At 37.6% G+C, this 18,310-nt stretch carries 17 protein-coding genes and 3 other annotated features; of the genes, 7 read left to right on the forward strand and 10 right to left on the reverse strand.

Going from position 1 to position 18,310, the window contains the following annotated elements:
- Window positions 1–398: 398 nt before the first annotated feature.
- From IGK72_RS03160 to IGK72_RS03170, 3 genes are all read left to right on the forward strand, one after another.
- Window positions 399–1,004 carry a TetR/AcrR family transcriptional regulator gene (locus tag IGK72_RS03160; protein ID WP_002355664.1) on the forward strand — a complete coding sequence of 202 codons (606 nt, stop codon included), beginning with the start codon at window positions 399–401 and terminating at the stop codon, window positions 1,002–1,004.
- Between the two features lie 138 nt (window positions 1,005–1,142).
- Window positions 1,143–2,222, forward strand: coding sequence for an ABC transporter permease (locus IGK72_RS03165; protein ID WP_002355665.1), 1,080 nt, complete (start codon window positions 1,143–1,145; stop codon window positions 2,220–2,222).
- A 4-nt stretch (window positions 2,223–2,226) separates the two neighbouring features.
- Complete coding sequence (locus IGK72_RS03170) at window positions 2,227–2,895, forward strand: ABC transporter ATP-binding protein (RefSeq protein WP_002363221.1); 669 nt, start codon at window positions 2,227–2,229, stop codon at window positions 2,893–2,895.
- 57 nt (window positions 2,896–2,952) lie between these two features.
- On the opposite strand, the gene IGK72_RS03175 is transcribed toward IGK72_RS03170, so the two are convergent.
- The 5 genes from IGK72_RS03175 to IGK72_RS03195 all read right to left on the reverse strand — a co-directional run bounded on the left by IGK72_RS03175 (window position 2,953) and on the right by IGK72_RS03195 (window position 7,002).
- Window positions 2,953–3,516 carry a class I SAM-dependent methyltransferase gene (locus IGK72_RS03175; RefSeq protein ID WP_002355667.1) on the reverse strand — a complete coding sequence of 188 codons (564 nt, stop codon included), beginning with the start codon at window positions 3,514–3,516 and terminating at the stop codon, window positions 2,953–2,955.
- Window positions 3,516–4,484 (reverse strand): TIGR01212 family radical SAM protein, encoded by a 969-nt coding sequence (locus tag IGK72_RS03180; RefSeq protein ID WP_070416154.1) that lies wholly within the window; start codon window positions 4,482–4,484, stop codon window positions 3,516–3,518. Before IGK72_RS03180 ends, IGK72_RS03175 begins: the two co-directional genes overlap by 1 nt.
- Window positions 4,485–4,499: 15 nt before the next feature.
- A complete protein-coding gene (locus IGK72_RS03185; RefSeq protein ID WP_002355669.1) occupies window positions 4,500–5,150 on the reverse strand; it encodes a phosphatase PAP2 family protein in 651 nt (216 codons plus the stop codon).
- A 167-nt stretch (window positions 5,151–5,317) separates the two neighbouring features.
- Window positions 5,318–6,343, reverse strand: coding sequence for a DUF4097 family beta strand repeat-containing protein (locus tag IGK72_RS03190; RefSeq protein ID WP_070416153.1), 1,026 nt, complete (start codon window positions 6,341–6,343; stop codon window positions 5,318–5,320).
- Entirely contained in the window at window positions 6,343–7,002 is a 660-nt protein-coding gene (locus IGK72_RS03195) for a DUF1700 domain-containing protein (protein ID WP_002381265.1), read from the reverse strand. The genes IGK72_RS03190 and IGK72_RS03195 overlap by 1 nt, the downstream gene beginning before the upstream one ends.
- Before the next feature lie 315 nt (window positions 7,003–7,317).
- On the opposite strand from IGK72_RS03195, the gene IGK72_RS03200 reads away from it, so the two are divergent.
- Together IGK72_RS03200 and leuS are read left to right on the forward strand one after the other, a co-directional pair.
- The gene (locus IGK72_RS03200; protein ID WP_070416152.1) at window positions 7,318–9,531 is read left to right on the forward strand and encodes an autolysin; all 2,214 of its coding nucleotides are present in this window, start codon (window positions 7,318–7,320) and stop codon (window positions 9,529–9,531) included.
- 50 nt (window positions 9,532–9,581) lie between these two features.
- Window positions 9,582–9,814, forward strand: a binding site (T-box leader).
- Between the two features lie 120 nt (window positions 9,815–9,934).
- Window positions 9,935–12,349, forward strand: coding sequence for a leucine--tRNA ligase (gene leuS / locus IGK72_RS03205; RefSeq protein WP_023894728.1), 2,415 nt, complete (start codon window positions 9,935–9,937; stop codon window positions 12,347–12,349).
- A gap of 54 nt (window positions 12,350–12,403) precedes the next feature.
- Here the strand turns inward: leuS and IGK72_RS03210 are convergent, their stop codons facing one another.
- The 5 genes from IGK72_RS03210 to IGK72_RS03230 all read right to left on the reverse strand — a co-directional run bounded on the left by IGK72_RS03210 (window position 12,404) and on the right by IGK72_RS03230 (window position 15,480).
- A complete protein-coding gene (locus IGK72_RS03210) occupies window positions 12,404–12,628 on the reverse strand; it encodes a DUF3955 domain-containing protein (RefSeq protein ID WP_002383054.1) in 225 nt (74 codons plus the stop codon).
- A gap of 96 nt (window positions 12,629–12,724) precedes the next feature.
- The gene (locus tag IGK72_RS03215) at window positions 12,725–13,168 is read right to left on the reverse strand and encodes a hypothetical protein (RefSeq protein ID WP_023894727.1); all 444 of its coding nucleotides are present in this window, start codon (window positions 13,166–13,168) and stop codon (window positions 12,725–12,727) included.
- Between the two features lie 175 nt (window positions 13,169–13,343).
- Window positions 13,344–14,177: an amino acid ABC transporter substrate-binding protein gene (locus IGK72_RS03220; protein WP_430608897.1), complete on the reverse strand. Its 834-nt coding sequence runs from the start codon at window positions 14,175–14,177 to the stop codon at window positions 13,344–13,346.
- Between the two features lie 10 nt (window positions 14,178–14,187).
- Window positions 14,188–14,823, reverse strand: a complete 636-nt coding sequence (locus IGK72_RS03225) for an amino acid ABC transporter ATP-binding protein (protein WP_023894726.1) — start codon at window positions 14,821–14,823, stop codon at window positions 14,188–14,190.
- A 12-nt stretch (window positions 14,824–14,835) separates the two neighbouring features.
- Window positions 14,836–15,480: an amino acid ABC transporter permease gene (locus IGK72_RS03230; RefSeq protein ID WP_002383057.1), complete on the reverse strand. Its 645-nt coding sequence runs from the start codon at window positions 15,478–15,480 to the stop codon at window positions 14,836–14,838.
- A 54-nt stretch (window positions 15,481–15,534) separates the two neighbouring features.
- Window positions 15,535–15,777: a binding site (T-box leader), on the reverse strand.
- Window positions 15,778–15,931: 154 nt separating this feature from the next.
- Window positions 15,932–16,164, reverse strand: a binding site (T-box leader).
- Between the two features lie 147 nt (window positions 16,165–16,311).
- Between IGK72_RS03230 and IGK72_RS03235 the strand changes: the two genes are divergently transcribed.
- Window positions 16,312–17,943 carry a peptide ABC transporter substrate-binding protein gene (locus tag IGK72_RS03235; protein WP_002394211.1) on the forward strand — a complete coding sequence of 544 codons (1,632 nt, stop codon included), beginning with the start codon at window positions 16,312–16,314 and terminating at the stop codon, window positions 17,941–17,943.
- 106 nt (window positions 17,944–18,049) lie between these two features.
- Window positions 18,050–18,298 (forward strand): GlsB/YeaQ/YmgE family stress response membrane protein, encoded by a 249-nt coding sequence (locus tag IGK72_RS03240; protein WP_023895525.1) that lies wholly within the window; start codon window positions 18,050–18,052, stop codon window positions 18,296–18,298.
- Window positions 18,299–18,310 lie beyond the last annotated feature (12 nt).

The following is an 18,310-nucleotide window of genomic DNA, read 5'->3' on the forward strand; positions in this document are numbered from 1 at the left end:
AGCAAAATGAGTCATTCTCATTTGCTTCTTTTTTTGCTATGCTAAATAGAAAAAGGAGAAATGTCAATGGAAAAAATGAGGAATGTACGGCAATTACGGCGCACGTTTTTGGTGCTAAATACTTTATTTGTACTGAGTGTATTCAGAGAGAATCGATGGACAAAATCGGCACTGCTTTTTTGGTTGTTGGCTAATAGTTTTTTATCTGGACTGCAGTGGTTGATTTATCTTGGGGGCGAAAAAGGCTGGCTGATACATTTGCAGCGGTGGTATTATTGCGCGATTCTTCTCCAAATAGCAGGCACATTAATTGTATATTTTTCGTTTTTTGTATAAAGGTCTCTCGTTTCTTGCCGGAGAATATGCTAAAATAAAAAGCAGCAGGGGGCGAGAAAACCATGGAAAAGCCAAATAAACGCAAAGCTGATTTAGAACGTACACGGCAAATTATTTTGTCTGTCGCTTCTGAATTATTCATGACAAAGGGGTTCAAAAATACCTCCACTCGTGAAATTGCTTTAAAAGCGAACATTACCCAACCGAATCTCTATCACCATTTTAAAAATAAAAAAGAACTGTATTTAGCTGTGATTGAAGAATTAACGTCCCGTGTTCAGGAAGAATTAGTCCCAATTGTTTCTGGAAATGCATCAGTAGAAGAAAAACTTTATCAATTAATCAAAGTTTTGTTAGATGAACATCCGACCAATCTTTTCTTAATGTTGAACGATATGTTTCAAGAAATGGGCCCTGATTACAATCGTACGCTGTATCAAATTTTCAAAAAAACCTATATCAATAATATTGCGGCTATTTTTGAAAGTGAACCTGAAACCAATTGCTTACAAGAGGGCATCAGTGTAGATGATGCAACTCGGTTTATTTTATATAACGTTAGTGCATTATTAAGTATTGAAAAAACGTACCAGCGAAAAACAGTGGATGACGATGTCAAAAAATTCATTCAATTTATGCTACATGGCGTTCTGAAAAGTCACAAATAAAAAATAGAGAAGCCCTGTTGAAAAACAGACTTCTCTATTTTTTTGTAAAATTCACTTATCAATCGATAAATAATTATTGATTTATCGATTGATAAGTGATATAGTTTATTTCGAAAAGAAGAAAGAGGTGAACCATTCATGTTTTTAGGATTTAATGAAATGAAGTATTCAAAAGGACGGTACGTCCTTGTAGTTTTAGTAATGGTCTTGATTGCTTGGTTAATTTTTATTTTGTCAGGTTTAGCGAACGGTTTAGCTCAAGGAAATCGTTTAGCCGTAGATCAATGGCAAGCGAATCAAGTGGTTTTATCAAAAGAGGCCAATAGTAATTTAAATGTATCAGTGTTAGATGAAAACGTGAAAGAAACGATTTCAGGAGGCAAAATTGCACCGATTGGTCAACAATCTTTAGCCATCCGCCCAGCAGATGACAAAAAGGCTGAATTAACGAATGTTAGCTTATTTGGGATTGAAAAAGAAAGTTTTTTAATGCCAAAAGTGATTGAAGGAAACGCATTTACTGATAAAAATCAAGTGATTGCTTCAGAAACATTGAAAAATCAAGGATTTAAAATTGGCGACAAATTAACTGCAGGGAAATATGATGAGCAATTAGAAATTGTCGGCTTTATTTCTAAAAGTAGCTATAACATTGTGCCAGTTATTTACACTTCTCTGGATACTTGGCGGTCAATTAAATATGGTGACAATCCAGCAATGGCCAAAATGGTTAATGGTTTCATTGTTCGCAGCAAGGACAACGCGGAAGTTAAAACGACTAATAAAGACAGCCAAGTTCTTTCAATTTCAGATTTTATTGAAAAACTGCCGGGATACAGCGCTCAAAACTTGACCTTGGATGGCATGATTTATTTCTTAATTGTGATTGCAGCGTTCATTATCGGTATTTTTATCTTTGTGATGACTTTACAGAAAACAGCAATGTTCGGTGTCTTAAAAGTTCAAGGGGTGCCGACTAGTTTCTTAGCAAAGGCAGTCATGCTACAAACCGCTTTATTGGCTGTTCTAGGAGTGGCGATTGGTCTTGCTTTAACGGGAATTACCGTGCTCTTTTTACCAGAAGCGATGCCTTATGCAACTAATGGACCACGCATGATTTTGTTTAGTGTACTATTGATTTTATCTGCATTAATTGGCGGGGCATTTTCAATTCGAACGATTGCTAAAATTGATCCGTTAATCGCGATTGGAGGTTAGAGACATGGCAAATGTTTTAGAAATGAAAAATATTTATAAAAAATATGGTGAAAAACATACAGAAGTGATCGCGTTAAAAGAATTATCTTTTGCGGTTCAGCCAGGTGAATTTGTCGCAGTAATTGGTCCTTCTGGTTCTGGTAAAAGTACCTTTTTAACGATTGCAGCTGGTTTACAGGCACCGACAAGTGGTGAAGTCATTGTTGGCGGGCAATCACTAAATAAGTTAACGAAAAAGCAACGTTTGGCGCAACGTTTTCAAAAAATCGGCTTTATTTTACAAAGCTCTAATTTGGTGCCATTTTTAACAGTGGAAGATCAATTTCACTTAATTGAAAAAGTTGATAAGTCACGTAAAAATAGTGAATTAAAAGAGCAATTGTTAGAGACGTTGGGTTTAAAAGAATTACGAAATAGTTATCCTCGTGATCTCTCTGGTGGGGAAAGACAACGGGTAGCCATTGCGTGTGCATTGTATCATGAGCCAGACGTAATTTTGGCAGATGAACCAACGGCTAGTTTAGATACAGAAAAGGCATTTGATGTTGTCCAATTACTAGCGAAAGAGGCCAAAGAGAAAGATAAAGGGATTATCATGGTGACACATGATGAGCGTTTGTTGAAATACTGTGATCGAGTGGTTCGTATTCGTGATGGTGAATTGACAGAGTAACAAAACAAATAAAAGAGAACATGATCGGATTGCTGGAGACAATCCGACCATGTTCTCTTATTTCTTTTCAATACAGAAAAGAACAGGTGGCTGATTTTTTTGATTGATAAACTCATAACGTAAGACACTGTAAACATCTTGTGGTAAGGCTTGCGTGTAATTAGTGACCAAATCAAGTTCCTCTGAACCACCTTCGTGGCCATAATAAACGACTAAAATAATGCGACTTCCTTTTACCAAATGAGGCAGTAACCCATCTAACGCCTGTTTAGTCGTAGCGGGTTTTGTAATAATTTCCTTATTACTTTTAGGTAAATAGCCTAAGTTAAAAATAGCGGCAGTGATTTCTGTTTCTTCATCTAGGACAGCATGAAGATGTTCATGTCCTAATGGAAATAACGTAGTTTGTGGGAGTAAATTAAGTTCTGTTAACTTTTGTTCTGTATTGATCAACGCTTCTTTTTGGATATCAAAGGCGAAAACTTCACCAGAAGGGCCAACCAGCTCTGCTAAGAATGCTGTATCATGACCATTTCCCATTGTTGCATCAATGACGAAGTCGCCAGGTTCCACCACTTCTTTTAAAAGTTGGTGACTAAAATGTAGGGCTGTTTGTAGCATTAATTGAAAACTTCCTTTCCTGAAATGACAGTATATTTTCCTTGATAACTGTTGCGGCGTTTCATTTCCGTATCAATCGCATTGAGAACTTCCCATTTTTTCAAGCTCCACATCGGTCCGATAATTGTTTCAAAGGGAGCATCGCCTGTCAAGCGATGAATAACAATTTCGGGTGGAATCATTTCTAACTGATCACAAATCACTGAAACATAGGCTTCTTTGCTCATCAATTGTAAGCGTCCTTCATTATAATCCCGCATCATTTTGGTATTTGTCATTAAATGAAGTAAGTGCAGTTTAATCCCTTGGATATCTGAATCCTGAATAGTTCGCCGCACATTTTCGCGCATCATGGCAGGTGTTTCCCCAGGTAGCCCGTTAATTAAATGTGTACAGACCCGAATCCCGTGTTTCCGTAATTTAGCCACACCATCTAGATATGTTTGATAATCATGGGCGCGATTAATGGCAGCGCTAGTTTCCTCAAACGTGGTTTGCAAACCCAACTCTACCCATAAATAAAAGCGTTCATTTAATTCAGCTAAATAGTTCACTACCTCATCAGGCAAACAATCAGGACGGGTACCAATGGATAAACCAACGACGCCTTTTTCATTGACTACTTGTTCAAACCGATGACGAATAACGTCAACGGGCGCATGTGTATTGGTGAAATTTTGGAAGTAAACAATGTATTGATCGACAGTTGGCCATTTTTGATGCATCAATTGGATTTCTTTTTGAAATTGAAGCGGCAGGGGATCTCTAGGTGCAACAATCATGTCGCCTGAGCCAGAAACACTACAGAACGTACAACCACCTTTGGCAACCGTCCCATCACGATTGGGGCAATCAAAGCCACCATCAATTGGCACTTTAAAAATCTTTTCACCAAACTGTTGACGAAGTGCATAGTTCCAAGTGTGATAGCGTTTATTTGGATCATCTGAATAAGGAAAAATTTGCATAATCAAGACTTCTTTCTAGCGTTGTTTGCTTTGAAATCGCCAAACAAAGCGTTTTTCTAAATAAATAGGGTAACTTAATAACAACCAAGCTAAACCAAGACAAAAACCACCTAAGATATCGCTAGGGAAATGGACACCTAAATAGATTCGACTAACCCCAATCATGAAAATCCCAATACCTAGTAAAATTTGCACACAAAGGCGGACCGTTTTATTTTTAATGAAAATTGGCAGAATCAATAAAATAGTGCCGTAGAACAAGGTACTTCCTACAGCATGTCCGCTAGGAAAACTATACGTATGTTCAGTTACTAAATGCTCCAAAGTAGGACGTTGGCGCATAAAGAATAATTTTAATAAAGAATTACCTACGCCAGCAATTAAGGCAGTATTAATAAAGAGCCATAATGCTTCAGCATAATATTTCCAAACAATAAACAGAGCAATGACAACGATTGCTAAGATGATAATCGTCAATGAATTGGCAAATTTGGTGTACCAAATAAAAAAGTTATTTAGCTGTGGAAAAGGACGACGAACAAAAGAAGTAATCGTTTGATCAAAGCCTTTGAGCCAGGTTGGATAAAAACGAACAACGTAGCCTAAAAACATAAATACTAAAAGAAAACAACTACCTGCAAATTGATAATAAAGTTTGTTTTTCATAAAAAATCCTTTCAAAATTTAATCGCAACAATCCGTATTATACCATCAAAAGGGTAAAAAATTAAAAGATAATTTCATTGCCTGATTAGAGGGGATACAGATATTAAAAAAGTTCTGGCAGCACAATCTTTCATTGTGGTGCTAGAACTTTTTTTAATGGCGCATGTTTATTGATTATCATCATCAGGAGTATCAACGGTAATATCGCCGAATTCGCTAGAAAGGTTAAACTCTGTATCTGAACGACCATTCTTATAAGATGTTCGCTCTTTGTTTAAAAGTTGAACATCGCCTAATTTTGATTCCCCTTTGATTGAAATGTTACGCAAAATTTCTCCAGAATTTACATAAATATCTCCATGGACAAGAGCGACAGTTAATTTTTTAGGCACAGCAGGCATGTCTAAAGAAAAATCACCATTTTCACTTGAAAAGTTAGCTTCTCCTTTGAAATCATAGACGCTAATATCGCCATCTGTCGTTGTTGCTTGGATGTTTCCACGAGCATTTTGCACTCGAATGTCACCAGAAGTAGTAGTATTTTTGATTTCATCGAAATAGGCTGAATCCAACGTTATATCGCCGTCAGTGGTTTCAACTGTTGCTTTTTTAGCGGAAGTATCCGCTGAAAGGTAGATACCATCTGAAGAGTTAAGCGTCATTTTTTTGGCTTTAACACCCGATAGACTAACATAAGAATTTGGTAGATTAGTTGTTAATTCGTCTACGTTAAAAGCATTCAATGAAACTTGTGAATGGGTTGAGCCATCAATTACTAACTTTTTCACATTATTAGGAATCTGGACACTCACGTTCGGTGTGAAGTCACTAAAAATACCAACATTAAAGAATGACAATTCGGGTTGGTTTTGTGTGCGAGTGGTATTGATGGTTGCTGTTATTTTATTTTTTTCTTCTTTGACATTTAAGGTGCCTTCAGCTTTTGAATAAAAGGCATTATTCGGTGATCGTAACCCCATTTTGTTACTATCAGTTTTATAAATGGTATAAGGGCCTTTGCCTTTTAAGGATAAGTGAAGTTCTTCGCCTGCTTGTTTATTTTTTAGTGTATAACTTTCTTTTAGCGGTGTGACTGATTTTTCCGCTTGCTTGTAATAATAGACGGCGCCAGATCCACCAATTAGCATCGCTAAGACAGCAATGGATAAGAGAATCCCTGTTGTTTTTTTCATTAGATATCACCTCGTAAAACAGCAATGTTCCATTGGAAATAACGCTTAAAGACATGTGCTGAAAATTTTAAAATTGGTAGAAACAGTAACCAACCAATGATTGATGCACCAAATAAAAAGAGACTCATAGATAATTGGAAAAAGGAAGCGGCATTTGCTTGGGTAATAACACTATAAATACCATAAATTGGTGAAAATAAAGTTGCAGCTCCGGCAATGCCACAACCGACGTACATTAAGGCAATCCCTAAAATAACCCAAAACATGAAGAAAAAATTTAAACAGAAAATACCAAGCACTTGGAAAAATCGGGTTAGTGGCCGATGCTGTGGTCGTTGATAGTATGGAGAATCATTATCATAGTAAAATTCAGATTCTTCTTCATAGGGATGATCATAAGCAGGTGTAGCCGCTGGAATTTCTTGCCAGCCATTATTTTCAATTTTTCGTTCCGTCAATTCAATGCCTTGTTCTTTTAAAATTTCTTCTGCGATAACCCGTGGTTTCCCCAATGATTTTGCCACTTGTTCTTCTGTTTCGCCTTCCGCAACACGAGCATCAAATAACGCCTTGTATTTCGCAAGAATAATAGCTTGATCTTTTGGATTTAATGCTTTTAAATAAATTTTCAGCTCAATAATAAAATGTTCTTTATTCATTCCGCTCCCTCTTTCTACACGATTCATTTCTCATCTTAAACTATAATTTCTTTTTGGGCGAATAACAAGAGGAATTAAAAAAATCAGACTAAGGTAAAGAAGCATCTACAACTAAAGTCGCAGTTTTTTCCGAGTAGTAACAAGAGAGTATATCCGTGTTAAAAAACATTACTTCTTTACAATCTAGTTACAGTAATATGAAATTTTGTTGAAGTGTTTTTAATTCGCCAGAAAAAAAGGTATACTTGTTATAATAACAAAACTAAAAAATTACATTTACATATAAGTTAAAAAAGGAAAGTTGGGGACGTATCAATGAAGAAAGAATCAATGTCACGTATCGAAAGAAGGAAAGCACAACAAAGAAAGAAAACGCCAGTACAATGGAAGAAGAGCACTACTTTATTCAGCTCGGCGTTAATTGTTTCATCTGTAGGAACGCCCGTTGCGTTACTACCAGTGACTGCTGAGGCAACAGAAGAGCAGCCAACAAATGCGGAAGTTGCCCAAGCACCTACTACGGAAACTGGCTTAGTAGAGACACCAACAACAGAAACTACGCCAGGAACTACGGAACAACCGACAACGGATTCGTCAACAACGACTGAATCGACAACTGAATCATCAAAAGAAACACCAACAACACCAAGTACCGAGCAACCAACAGTTGATTCAACTACACCTGTGGAATCAGGAACGACTGATTCTTCAGTAGCAGAAATCGCGCCAGTAGCTCCTTCAACAACCGAGTCCGAAGCAGCGCCTGCGGTTACACCAGATGATGAAGTAAAAGTACCCGAAGCTAGAGTAGCTTCTGCGCAAACTTTTTCAGCGTTATCACCGACGCAAAGTCCTTCAGAATTTATTGCCGAGTTAGCTCGTTGTGCACAACCTATTGCGCAAGCGAATGATTTATATGCATCAGTGATGATGGCTCAAGCAATCGTTGAAAGTGGTTGGGGAGCAAGTACGCTATCTAAGGCACCAAACTATAACTTATTTGGGATTAAAGGCAGCTACAATGGACAATCTGTCTATATGGATACATGGGAATATTTAAACGGCAAATGGTTAGTGAAAAAAGAACCTTTCCGTAAATATCCTTCTTACATGGAATCATTCCAAGATAATGCGCACGTGCTAAAAACAACTTCTTTCCAAGCGGGCGTTTACTATTATGCTGGGGCTTGGAAAAGCAATACAAGCTCGTACCGCGATGCAACTGCTTGGTTAACAGGTCGTTATGCGACAGATCCTAGCTACAATGCTAAATTAAATAATGTCATTACCGCATATAACTTAACTCAATATGATACACCATCTTCTGGTGGAAATACTGGGGGCGGAATAGTTAATCCAGGAACAGGCGGCTCGAACAATCAATCAGGAACGAACACCTATTATACTGTAAAATCAGGGGATACCTTGAATAAAATTGCCGCGCAATATGGTGTGAGCGTTGCTAATTTACGCTCATGGAACGGCATCTCGGGTGATTTAATTTTCGTTGGTCAAAAACTTATCGTGAAAAAAGGAGGTTCAGGTAATACTGGTGGCTCAGGCAGCGGTGGTTCTAACAATAATCAATCAGGAACGAACACGTACTATACTGTAAAATCAGGGGATACCTTGAATAAAATTGCCGCGCAATATGGCGTGAGCGTTGCTAATTTACGCTCATGGAATGGCATCTCTGGCGATTTAATTTTCGTTGGTCAAAAACTCATCGTGAAAAAAGGTGCTTCAGGTAACACTGGTGGCTCAAACAACGGTGGCTCTAACAATAATCAATCAGGAACGAATACGTACTACACAATTAAATCAGGCGATACCTTGAACAAAATTGCCGCCCAATATGGTGTGAGCGTTGCTAATTTACGCTCATGGAACGGCATCTCTGGCGATTTAATCTTCGCTGGTCAAAAAATTATTGTGAAAAAAGGTACTTCAGGTAACACCGGTGGCTCAAGCAATGGTGGTTCTAACAATAATCAATCAGGAACGAATACGTACTACACGATTAAATCAGGCGATACCTTGAACAAAATTTCTGCACAATTCGGTGTTAGTGTGGCTAACTTACAAGCCTGGAATAACATCAGCGGTAGTTTGATTTTTGCTGGTCAAAAGATTATCGTGAAAAAAGGCGCCAACTCAGGTTCAACGAATGCGAACAAGCCTACGAATAATGGTGGCGGTGCGACAACATCTTACACGATTAAATCAGGCGACACGTTGAATAAAATTTCTGCACAGTTTGGCGTGAGTGTTGCTAATCTACGTTCATGGAACGGGATCAAAGGCGATTTAATTTTTGCTGGTCAAACAATCATCGTGAAAAAAGGCGCTTCTGCAGGTGGCAATGCTTCTTCAACAAATAGTGCATCAGGCAAACGCCATACAGTTAAAAGCGGTGATTCACTTTGGGGCTTATCAATGCAATACGGAATCAGCATCCAAAAAATCAAACAATTAAATGGTTTAAGCGGGGATACAATTTATATTGGTCAAACTTTAAAAGTTGGTTAATTTAAGATTGAAAAAAATAGCTATCTTTGGTAACATGAGTCTTATAATAGAAAAAAACAATGAGAAGGAATAGTAGAAAGAACCATGTGATAGAGAGCGTATGGCTGGTGGAAATACGTACAGAAGCTTTTGAACTCGCCTTTAAGTTACTTTTTTGAACAAACCAAGTAGGAAAAGTCGGTGACGATCGTTAAGACGTTTGAGGTTAAGGTGACGGTGACTGACCGTTTCTTTGACGAATTTAGGTGGTACCACGTTGCATTTGTATGTTCACGTCCTATAGGAATTTTTCCTATAGGACTTTTTTTTATCACTAAGTGGCTAGTTTAAGTCAGAATAGTGACAATGGCTGCAGGTGGCAAATTTTAAGAATGAAAAATTTTATATTACTAGGAGGAATAACATGAGCTACAATCACAAAGAGATTGAGAAAAAATGGCAAAAATATTGGGCTAAGAACAATTGTTTCAATACATTGGACGACCCAAATAAAGAAAAATTTTATGCACTAGATATGTTTCCCTATCCATCTGGACAAGGCTTACACGTAGGTCACCCGGAAGGCTATACAGCAACCGATATTCTTTCACGTATGAAACGTGCGCAAGGCTATAATGTGTTGCATCCAATGGGCTGGGATGCGTTTGGTTTGCCAGCAGAGCAATATGCGTTAGATACAGGAAATGACCCAGCTGAATTTACTAAGAAAAATATCGAAACATTCCGTCGCCAAATTAATTCATTAGGATTCAGCTATGATTGGAATCGCGAAATTAATACCACTGATCCCGAATATTATAAATGGACACAATGGATATTTACAAAATTATATGAAAAAGGGTTAGCTTATGAAGCAGAAGTTGCGGTTAACTGGGTACCTGAACTAGGAACTGTTATTTCAAATGAAGAAGTCATTGATGGAAAAAGTGAACGTGGCGGTTATGATGTGGTTCGCCGACCAATGCGTCAATGGATGCTGAAAATTACTGCTTATGCAGATCGCTTATTAGAAGATTTAGAGCTTGTTGATTGGCCAGAAAGTATTAAAGATATGCAACGAAATTGGATTGGACGTTCTGAAGGAGCCAATGTGACCTTTAAAGTCGCTGGCACAGAAGAAAGTTTCACGGTGTTTACAACCCGTCCTGATACCTTGTTTGGTGCAACCTATACTGTTCTAGCTCCTGAACTAGAACTAGTGAAAAAAATTACGACACCTGAACAAACAGCAGCTGTAGAAGCATATATTGAAGAAACCTCAAAAAAATCTGATTTAAATAGAACGGATTTAGCAAAAGAAAAAACAGGTGTTTTCACAGGTGCGTATGCGATAAATCCAGTTAATGGCCAAGAAATTCCAATTTGGATTGGCGATTATGTTTTAGCAAGCTATGGCACAGGCGCAATCATGGCGGTCCCAGCGCATGATGAACGGGATTACGAATTTGCGAAAACATTTGGCATTGATATCCTACCAGTAATCGCAGGTGGCGACATTACAACAGAAGCCTATACAGGGGATGGACCGCATATCAATTCTGATTTCTTAAATGGATTAAACAAAGCAGAAGCCATCGCTAAAATGAATGAGTGGCTAGAAGAAAATCACGTAGGGAAAAAAGAAGTATCTTATCGTTTACGTGACTGGTTATTCTCTCGTCAACGCTACTGGGGTGAACCAATTCCTGTGATCCATTGGGAAGATGGAACAACCACAACGGTTCCTGAATCTGAGTTACCTCTACGTTTACCAGTAACATCGGATATTCGCCCAAGTGGAACTGGGGAATCGCCATTAGCAAACATTGATGAATGGGTCAATGTCGTCGACCCTGAAACTGGCATGAAGGGAAAACGTGAAACGAATACTATGCCACAATGGGCTGGAAGCTCTTGGTATTACTTACGATTCATTGATCCTCATAATAAAAATGAAATTGCTGATTTTGAAAAATTAAAACGTTGGTTACCAGTTGATATCTATATTGGTGGTGCCGAACATGCGGTGCTGCATTTACTTTATGCTCGTTTTTGGCATAAATTCTTATATGATATTGGTGTGGTTCCTACCAAAGAACCTTTCCAAAAATTATACAACCAAGGTATGATTTTAGGAGAAAACAACGAAAAAATGTCTAAATCACGTGGCAATGTTGTAAATCCCGATGATGTGGTGGCTAAATATGGTGCGGATACGTTACGTCTTTATGAAATGTTCATGGGCCCATTAGATGCTTCCATTGCTTGGAATGAAAATGGCTTAGAAGGAAGTCGTAAATTCTTAGATCGCGTTTGGCGTCTGATTGTTGATGAAGAAGGCAAAATGCGTGACCGAATTACCACAATTAATGATGGCCGTTTAACGAAAGTTTATCACCAAACGGTTAAAAAAGTGACAGAAGATATGGTAAACTTGCACTTTAATACAGCGATTTCTCAATTAATGGTTTTTGTGAATGAAGCCAATAAAGTGGATGCCTTACCTTATGAATATGTGGAAGGATTTGTCCAATTACTTGCGCCAATCGCGCCACATATTGGTGAAGAACTATGGCAAATTTTAGGTAACGAGGAAAGTTTAACTTATGTCCCTTGGCCAACCTATGATGAAGCAGCCTTAGTAGAAGATGAAGTGGAAGTAGTTTTCCAAGTGAACGGAAAATTACGTGGCAAACAAAATGTCGCTCGTGGGTTAAGCAAAGAAGAATTAGAACAAATTGCAATGAACCATGAAGCTGTTAAAGAATTTATTGAAGGAAAAACAGTGCGCAAAGTGATTGCTGTTCCAGATAAATTAGTAAATATTGTTGCAAATTAAGTTATATGTTTTTATTAAAAAAAGAGCCGGACGTATCAAAACGTCAGGCTCTTTTTAAGGTTGTTTTGTTTTACCTTTTTGATTCATATGTTCTTTACATGTGATTGTTATAACCGAAAGCAAGGCGATGAAGAGAAAAAAGTAACCGAGCGGCGTACAGAAAAAGGCGGGTTCTTTTAAAAGTCCATCGCTAGATAATGTTGATCCAACTAAAATAGAGATCATAAATAATAAAAGACTAATCAAGCCAAGAAATAAGCTAATACGATATTTTTTCAACTTCAGTTCCTCCTTTAATGAACTATCACTAAGATAAATCAAAAAGGTTAACTTTTTTTTAGGCAACTGTTAAAACTTAGATAAGAAATCTATTTTCTAAGTTTGTCGTTGTTGGTAATTGGTTAAGATCATACGTGAAAAGGGACCGACAATCAGCAATTGATAAGGAAGGGCAACAATAAAGTTCAGGCCCCAAGCTTGGAAATACGCACTTAGTGACAACGTCTGGCTTTCCATTAATAAGCCAAATAAAGACATACAAGTCACCATGCCGATAATCATGAAACTCGAAATGGTCAAAATAAGTAATAGCCGTTTTTCTTTATTAAAGGGTAAAGAAAAAGCGATTTTCTTAGCTAAGACACCAACGATGAAAACGTCTAAAATAAAAGCAACGATAAATCCAGGAAGCAAACCTTTTGATAAGGCGTACAATGAAAATTCTCCATGCAATGATAAATTATAGGTGCTCATTCCGAAAACCATCAGAAAGCACATTAACGTAGTAAAAAGCATTCCTTCTTTTTTATTAGTAGGCATTTTTTTCTCCTTTCATTTATTGAGAGTAATGATTGTTCTAGGCAGAAAAGGACAAATTCTCTCGACTTTTACTAGTGTAGCAAAAATAAAAGTTCTTCATAAGTTAGAATTTGCTAAGAATTTGATTCAAATAAAAAGGTGTACTAAGTCAGCAGTACACCTTTTTATTCGTTATTTAGTTTATTTTTGTGTTATTTGTAACGTCCTCTCCAAACCATTTTTGAGAAATTTTACTAAGGGTGCCATCTTTTCGTAACGTTTCAAAGGCAGTATTGATTTTTTGGACTAATTGATTGTCTGATTTGCGGACGCCCACAGCAAAATCTTCATTGTCATAGCCGACATGAGAAATAGTATAGTTTTTTAAATTATCTTCGTGGGAAAGATAGTAGTTGGCGTAGACGCGATCAATTAGGAGCCCATCAATTCGGCCAGATTTTAAATCTAAGAAAGCTTCATTAAAGCCGTCATATAAAATAGGCGTTTGGTCTTTAACAAATTTTTTCAAAACGTCAGGCTGACTTTCGAAGCCATCATAGCCAGAAGAGCCGTTTTGAACCCCTAAAATTTTGCCTTGCATGTCGCTCGCTGTTGCAATGTTTTTTTCTTTTAAAGAAACAAGTACTTGGTCGTTCGTCATGTATGGTTGTGTGAATTGAACTTTTCCGGCCCGTTCGCTCGTTTTAGTGTAGCCGTTCCAAATAAGATCAATGGTTTGATTTTGTAATTCTGTTTCTTTCATAGACCAATCAATCGGTTGGAAGTCAACGGAAATGCCATAAAGTTTAAAAACCGCTTTGGCTAAGTCGACATCAAAGCCGACAATTTTGCCTGCTTTATCTTGAAAACCCATGGGCACAAAGGAGTCATCTAAGCCAATAATAATCCGTTTTTCTTCGTTAATCCGTGTCCATTGATCTTCGTTGCTTTTTCTTTTACCACAACCTGCAAATAGGAGTAAACTACAACAGATAACCAGCAAGGCTAAAGAATATTTCTTTTTCATCATAAACTCCTTTCTATTTGACGGGGGCAACCGTCAAAAGATTGTCTGCAATTTTTTCAGCGAAAGCCATATCGTGGGTCACGACAATCTGTGTCATGCCTTGTTTCCGTAAATCTAAAATAACTTCTTCCACTTGTTGGCGTAAAGCTGGATCTAGCGCGCTCGTTGGTTCATCGTACCCAAGAACTTTTGGCTTCATTGCTAAGGCACGAGCAAGTGCAACTCGTTGTTTTTGTCCACCGGAAAGTTGGTACGGATAGAGTTTTTCTTTACCAGCCAAGCCCAATTTTTCCAGTAATTCTAAAGCTTCTTGCTGACTTTTTGCTTTTTCTTCTTTTAGTACTAATGTAGGTGCTAAGGTAATGTTTTCTAAAACTGATAAGTGAGGGAAAAGTTGGAAATCCTGGAAAACGACCCCAACCACTTGATCGGCATTGTCCATTTCAGCAGGATTGAAAGGAACACCATCCAACAAAAGCTCACCAGAATCAATGGTTTCTAAACCAGCCAAACAACGAAGTAAAGTGGTTTTTCCGCCGCCTGAAGGACCAACAATCGTTAAAATTTTACCATCTGGAATTTCTAAATTTAAGTGATCAATAATAGTCCGGTTGTCAAAATGTTTGGTTAAATTTTTAATAGTTAACATGGTAGAGTCCTCCTATTTATAATATTGATAGAATTTTTCAATTTTCTTAGAAGCAACAGTCAAAATTGCCGTAAAGAGTAAATAAATCACTCCCACTAAAGCTAATGGTACTAATGTAACATCGCGGCTCATCGCAATTTTACCAGCACGTAAAAGATCGCCTAAGCCAAGTACATAAATAAGAGAAGTATCCTTGACCAAATTGATAATTTCATTTCCTACGGAAGGCAGCACGATTTTAACAACTTGTGGCAAAATAATCCGCGTGACTGTTTGAAAACGTGTTAAACGTAAAACCTTAGCAGCTTCATATTGACCTTGTGGAATTGCTTGAATCCCCCCGCGGAAAATTTCAGCAAAGTACGCAGCATAATTTAAAATAAATGCGAATAAGGCCGCATCATAACGTTCAAAGACAATACCAATTAATGGTAAGCCGTAAAAAACAAAAATTAATTGTAACAATAGCGGAGTGCCGCGCATTAACCAAATGTAGAGGTTAATTAAGTAACGTAAAGGTTTAAACGAACTTTGTAAAATAAAGGCAATGATGATCCCCAGTGGAATCGAGCCAAGGAGCGTAAAGAAAAAGACTTTCAGTGTCATGCCAGCTCCGCTAACTAAAGCAGGTAAAATTTCTAAAATATAATCCATCATTTTTTCCTCCAACAATTTTTATTAAAAAAACAAAAAAACCTCTTGGCTGTGAGCCAAGAGGACGAATCGCATTCGTGGTGCCACCTCAATTTACTTATCTTTCACAAGATAAGCCTTATGTAGTTGCGTTGACAACTACTCTCTGTTAACGATAGAGTCACCGGTTTTTCTTACTAAAGGATTCAGAAAAACATCTTTTAGGGGTGAGTAAAGAAGAATCCATCTTTTTCTTTCAGCCAATGAAAAAGTCTCTGTAAAGGAAGAGCTAAATTACTATGTCCTAAGCCTTGATTGTAAGTATGAAATTGTTCGAACGGAACAGAAAACCTGTTGCTTTTCTAGCTTATACCATTAAGCATATGGAAAAGAGGACAACAGACTTGAGGAGTTGAGGCACTCTCTCAGGTTGAAAAGCGCATCTAAAAAACAAAAAAGTCCTTTGGCTGACTAGCCAAAGGACGAATAATCAATTATCGTGGTTCCACCTTAGTTTATTCGTGTTTCGCAACACGAACCTTATGAAGTTCATAACTTCGCCTGTTAACGAGTGGTCCCGGACTTTCCTACTAAGGGTTCAAAAAGTCAACTCCCAGATGTGGTTCGCTGTTTCTTTACGTCTTTTTCCACCAACCAAAGACTCTCTTCACTAAAGGAAACAGTTACTCTTCTGTTCTCTGTTTTTCAATACTGTACCACCAGAAAAAATATCTGTCAACTCTTATTCTTAAAAAAATATTTTTCTTTCAAAAAGTAAGTGCTGAAAAAGGACAAATGTATGGAAAATCATGTAAAATGTAGGTAAGTTGTTTGAACAGAAGGAGGAGTTTTGGTATGAAACAGAAAAAGTGGTTAATCGGACTTGTTGCACTGGGCTTGGTTTTAGCAGCATGTGGAAGTGGCGGTTCGAAAACGACCTCAAACGAACCAGCTACACAGAAAATTAACGTCGCATCTGGTGGTGAACTCTCGACATTAGACAGCGCTCATTATACAGATGTCTATAGTTCCGATATGATTGGTCAAGTAGTTGAAGGCTTGTATCGACAAGATAAAAACGGAGATCCTGAGCTAGCTATGGCGAAAGCAGAGCCACAAGTTAGTGAAGACGGGTTAGTCTATACATTCAAGTTACGAGAAGCGAAATGGACAAACGGGGATCCAGTTAAAGCAGGGGATTTTGTAGTTGCGTTTAGAAACGTGGTCGATCCAGCATATGGTTCAAGTAGCAGTAATCAAATGGATATTTTTAAAAATGGGCGTGCGGTGCGGGAAGGACAAGCCACGATGGAAGAATTTGGTGTCAAAGCAATCGATGACCAGACACTAGAACTAACATTGGAAAATCCAATTCCTTATTTAGCCCAAGTCTTAGTTGGAACACCTTTTATGCCTAAAAATGAAGCCTTTGCCAAAGAAAAAGGTACTGCCTATGGGACTTCTGCAGATAATTTTGTTGGCAATGGGCCGTTTGTAATTTCAGGTTGGGATGGCAATTCCGAAACTTGGAAATTGAAGAAGAATAATCATTATTGGGATAAAGAACACGTAAAATTGAATGAAATTGATGTTCAAGTAGTGAAAGAAATTGGCACAGGAGCCAATCTTTTTGATAATGGCGACTTAGATTACACTGTTTTAGCAGATACTTATGCACTTCAGTATAAAGAGTCAAAACAAGCACATTTTGTACCTAAAGCCATGGTAGGTTATTTAAGCCCTAATCATCGCCGTGAAATCACCGGCAACGAACATGTTCGAAAAGCTTTTTTACAAGCGATTGATAAAGAAACTTTTGCAAAAGAAATTTTAGGAGATGGCTCGACAGCTTTAAATGGTTTTGTACCAGCTAATTTTGCAAAAAATCCAGACACAGGTGAAGATTTCCGTAAAGAAAATGGTGATTTATTGCCATATAATATTAAAGAAGCCCAAGCTAACTGGACCAAAGCGAAAGAAGAGTTGGGCAAAGATAAAATTGAATTGGAACTAATCTCAGCGGACTCAGCGATTGCCAAGAAAACCATTGAATTTGTTCAAGGGCAATTGCAACAAAATTTACCAGGTTTAACAATCAAATTAAAATCATTGCCTTTGCAAAATCGTTTGGATTTACAAACAGCAGGTAATTACGATTTAGCCTTTGGAACATGGACACCTGACTATGCTGATCCCATTAATTTTTTAGAATTTTATGACTCGAAAAGTGGCTTAAATACTTCTGGTTATAACGATTCAGCGTATGATGCGGGTCTCCAAAAAGTTAGAAAAGATTACGCCAATGAACCTGAAAAACGCTGGAATGAATTACTAAGTTTAGAAAAAACATTAATTGAAAAAGATGCCGGTGTTTTACCCTTATTCCAAGGAGCCATTGGTTACTTGAAATCAGATCGCTTACAAGGTTTGCAAGTATTTTCTTTTGGTCGCACAGTATCCTATCGTTTAGCTTATGTAGAAGAATAAATTGACTTCTGAAAAGTCCTATCTTTTGAAAAAGTCTGCTTTCTGTTTTATCCTTAAAGTAGGAAAATTAACTAAAAAAATCAACTATGAAAGGTAGGTTTTTCAAATGTTTAGCTTTCTATGGGCATTAATTGTCGGAGGAATTATTGGCGCAATTGCTGGCGCAATTTTAGGAAAAGATGTTCCAGGTGGCATTATTGGAAATATTATCGTGGGCTTTTTAGGAAGTTGGGTAGCATCACTCTTGTTGCCTTCTTTAGGACCAGTCATCGGCGGGTTTCCAATTATCTCAGCGTTGCTAGGAGCGATTATCTGTATCGCACTTTACTCTTTTATTGTAAACCGCAAGGCGTAAAATTTTAAAATT

It is taken from the genome of Enterococcus sp. DIV0183 (assembly GCF_050541505.1).
Classification (GTDB): domain Bacteria; phylum Bacillota; class Bacilli; order Lactobacillales; family Enterococcaceae; genus Enterococcus; species Enterococcus faecalis.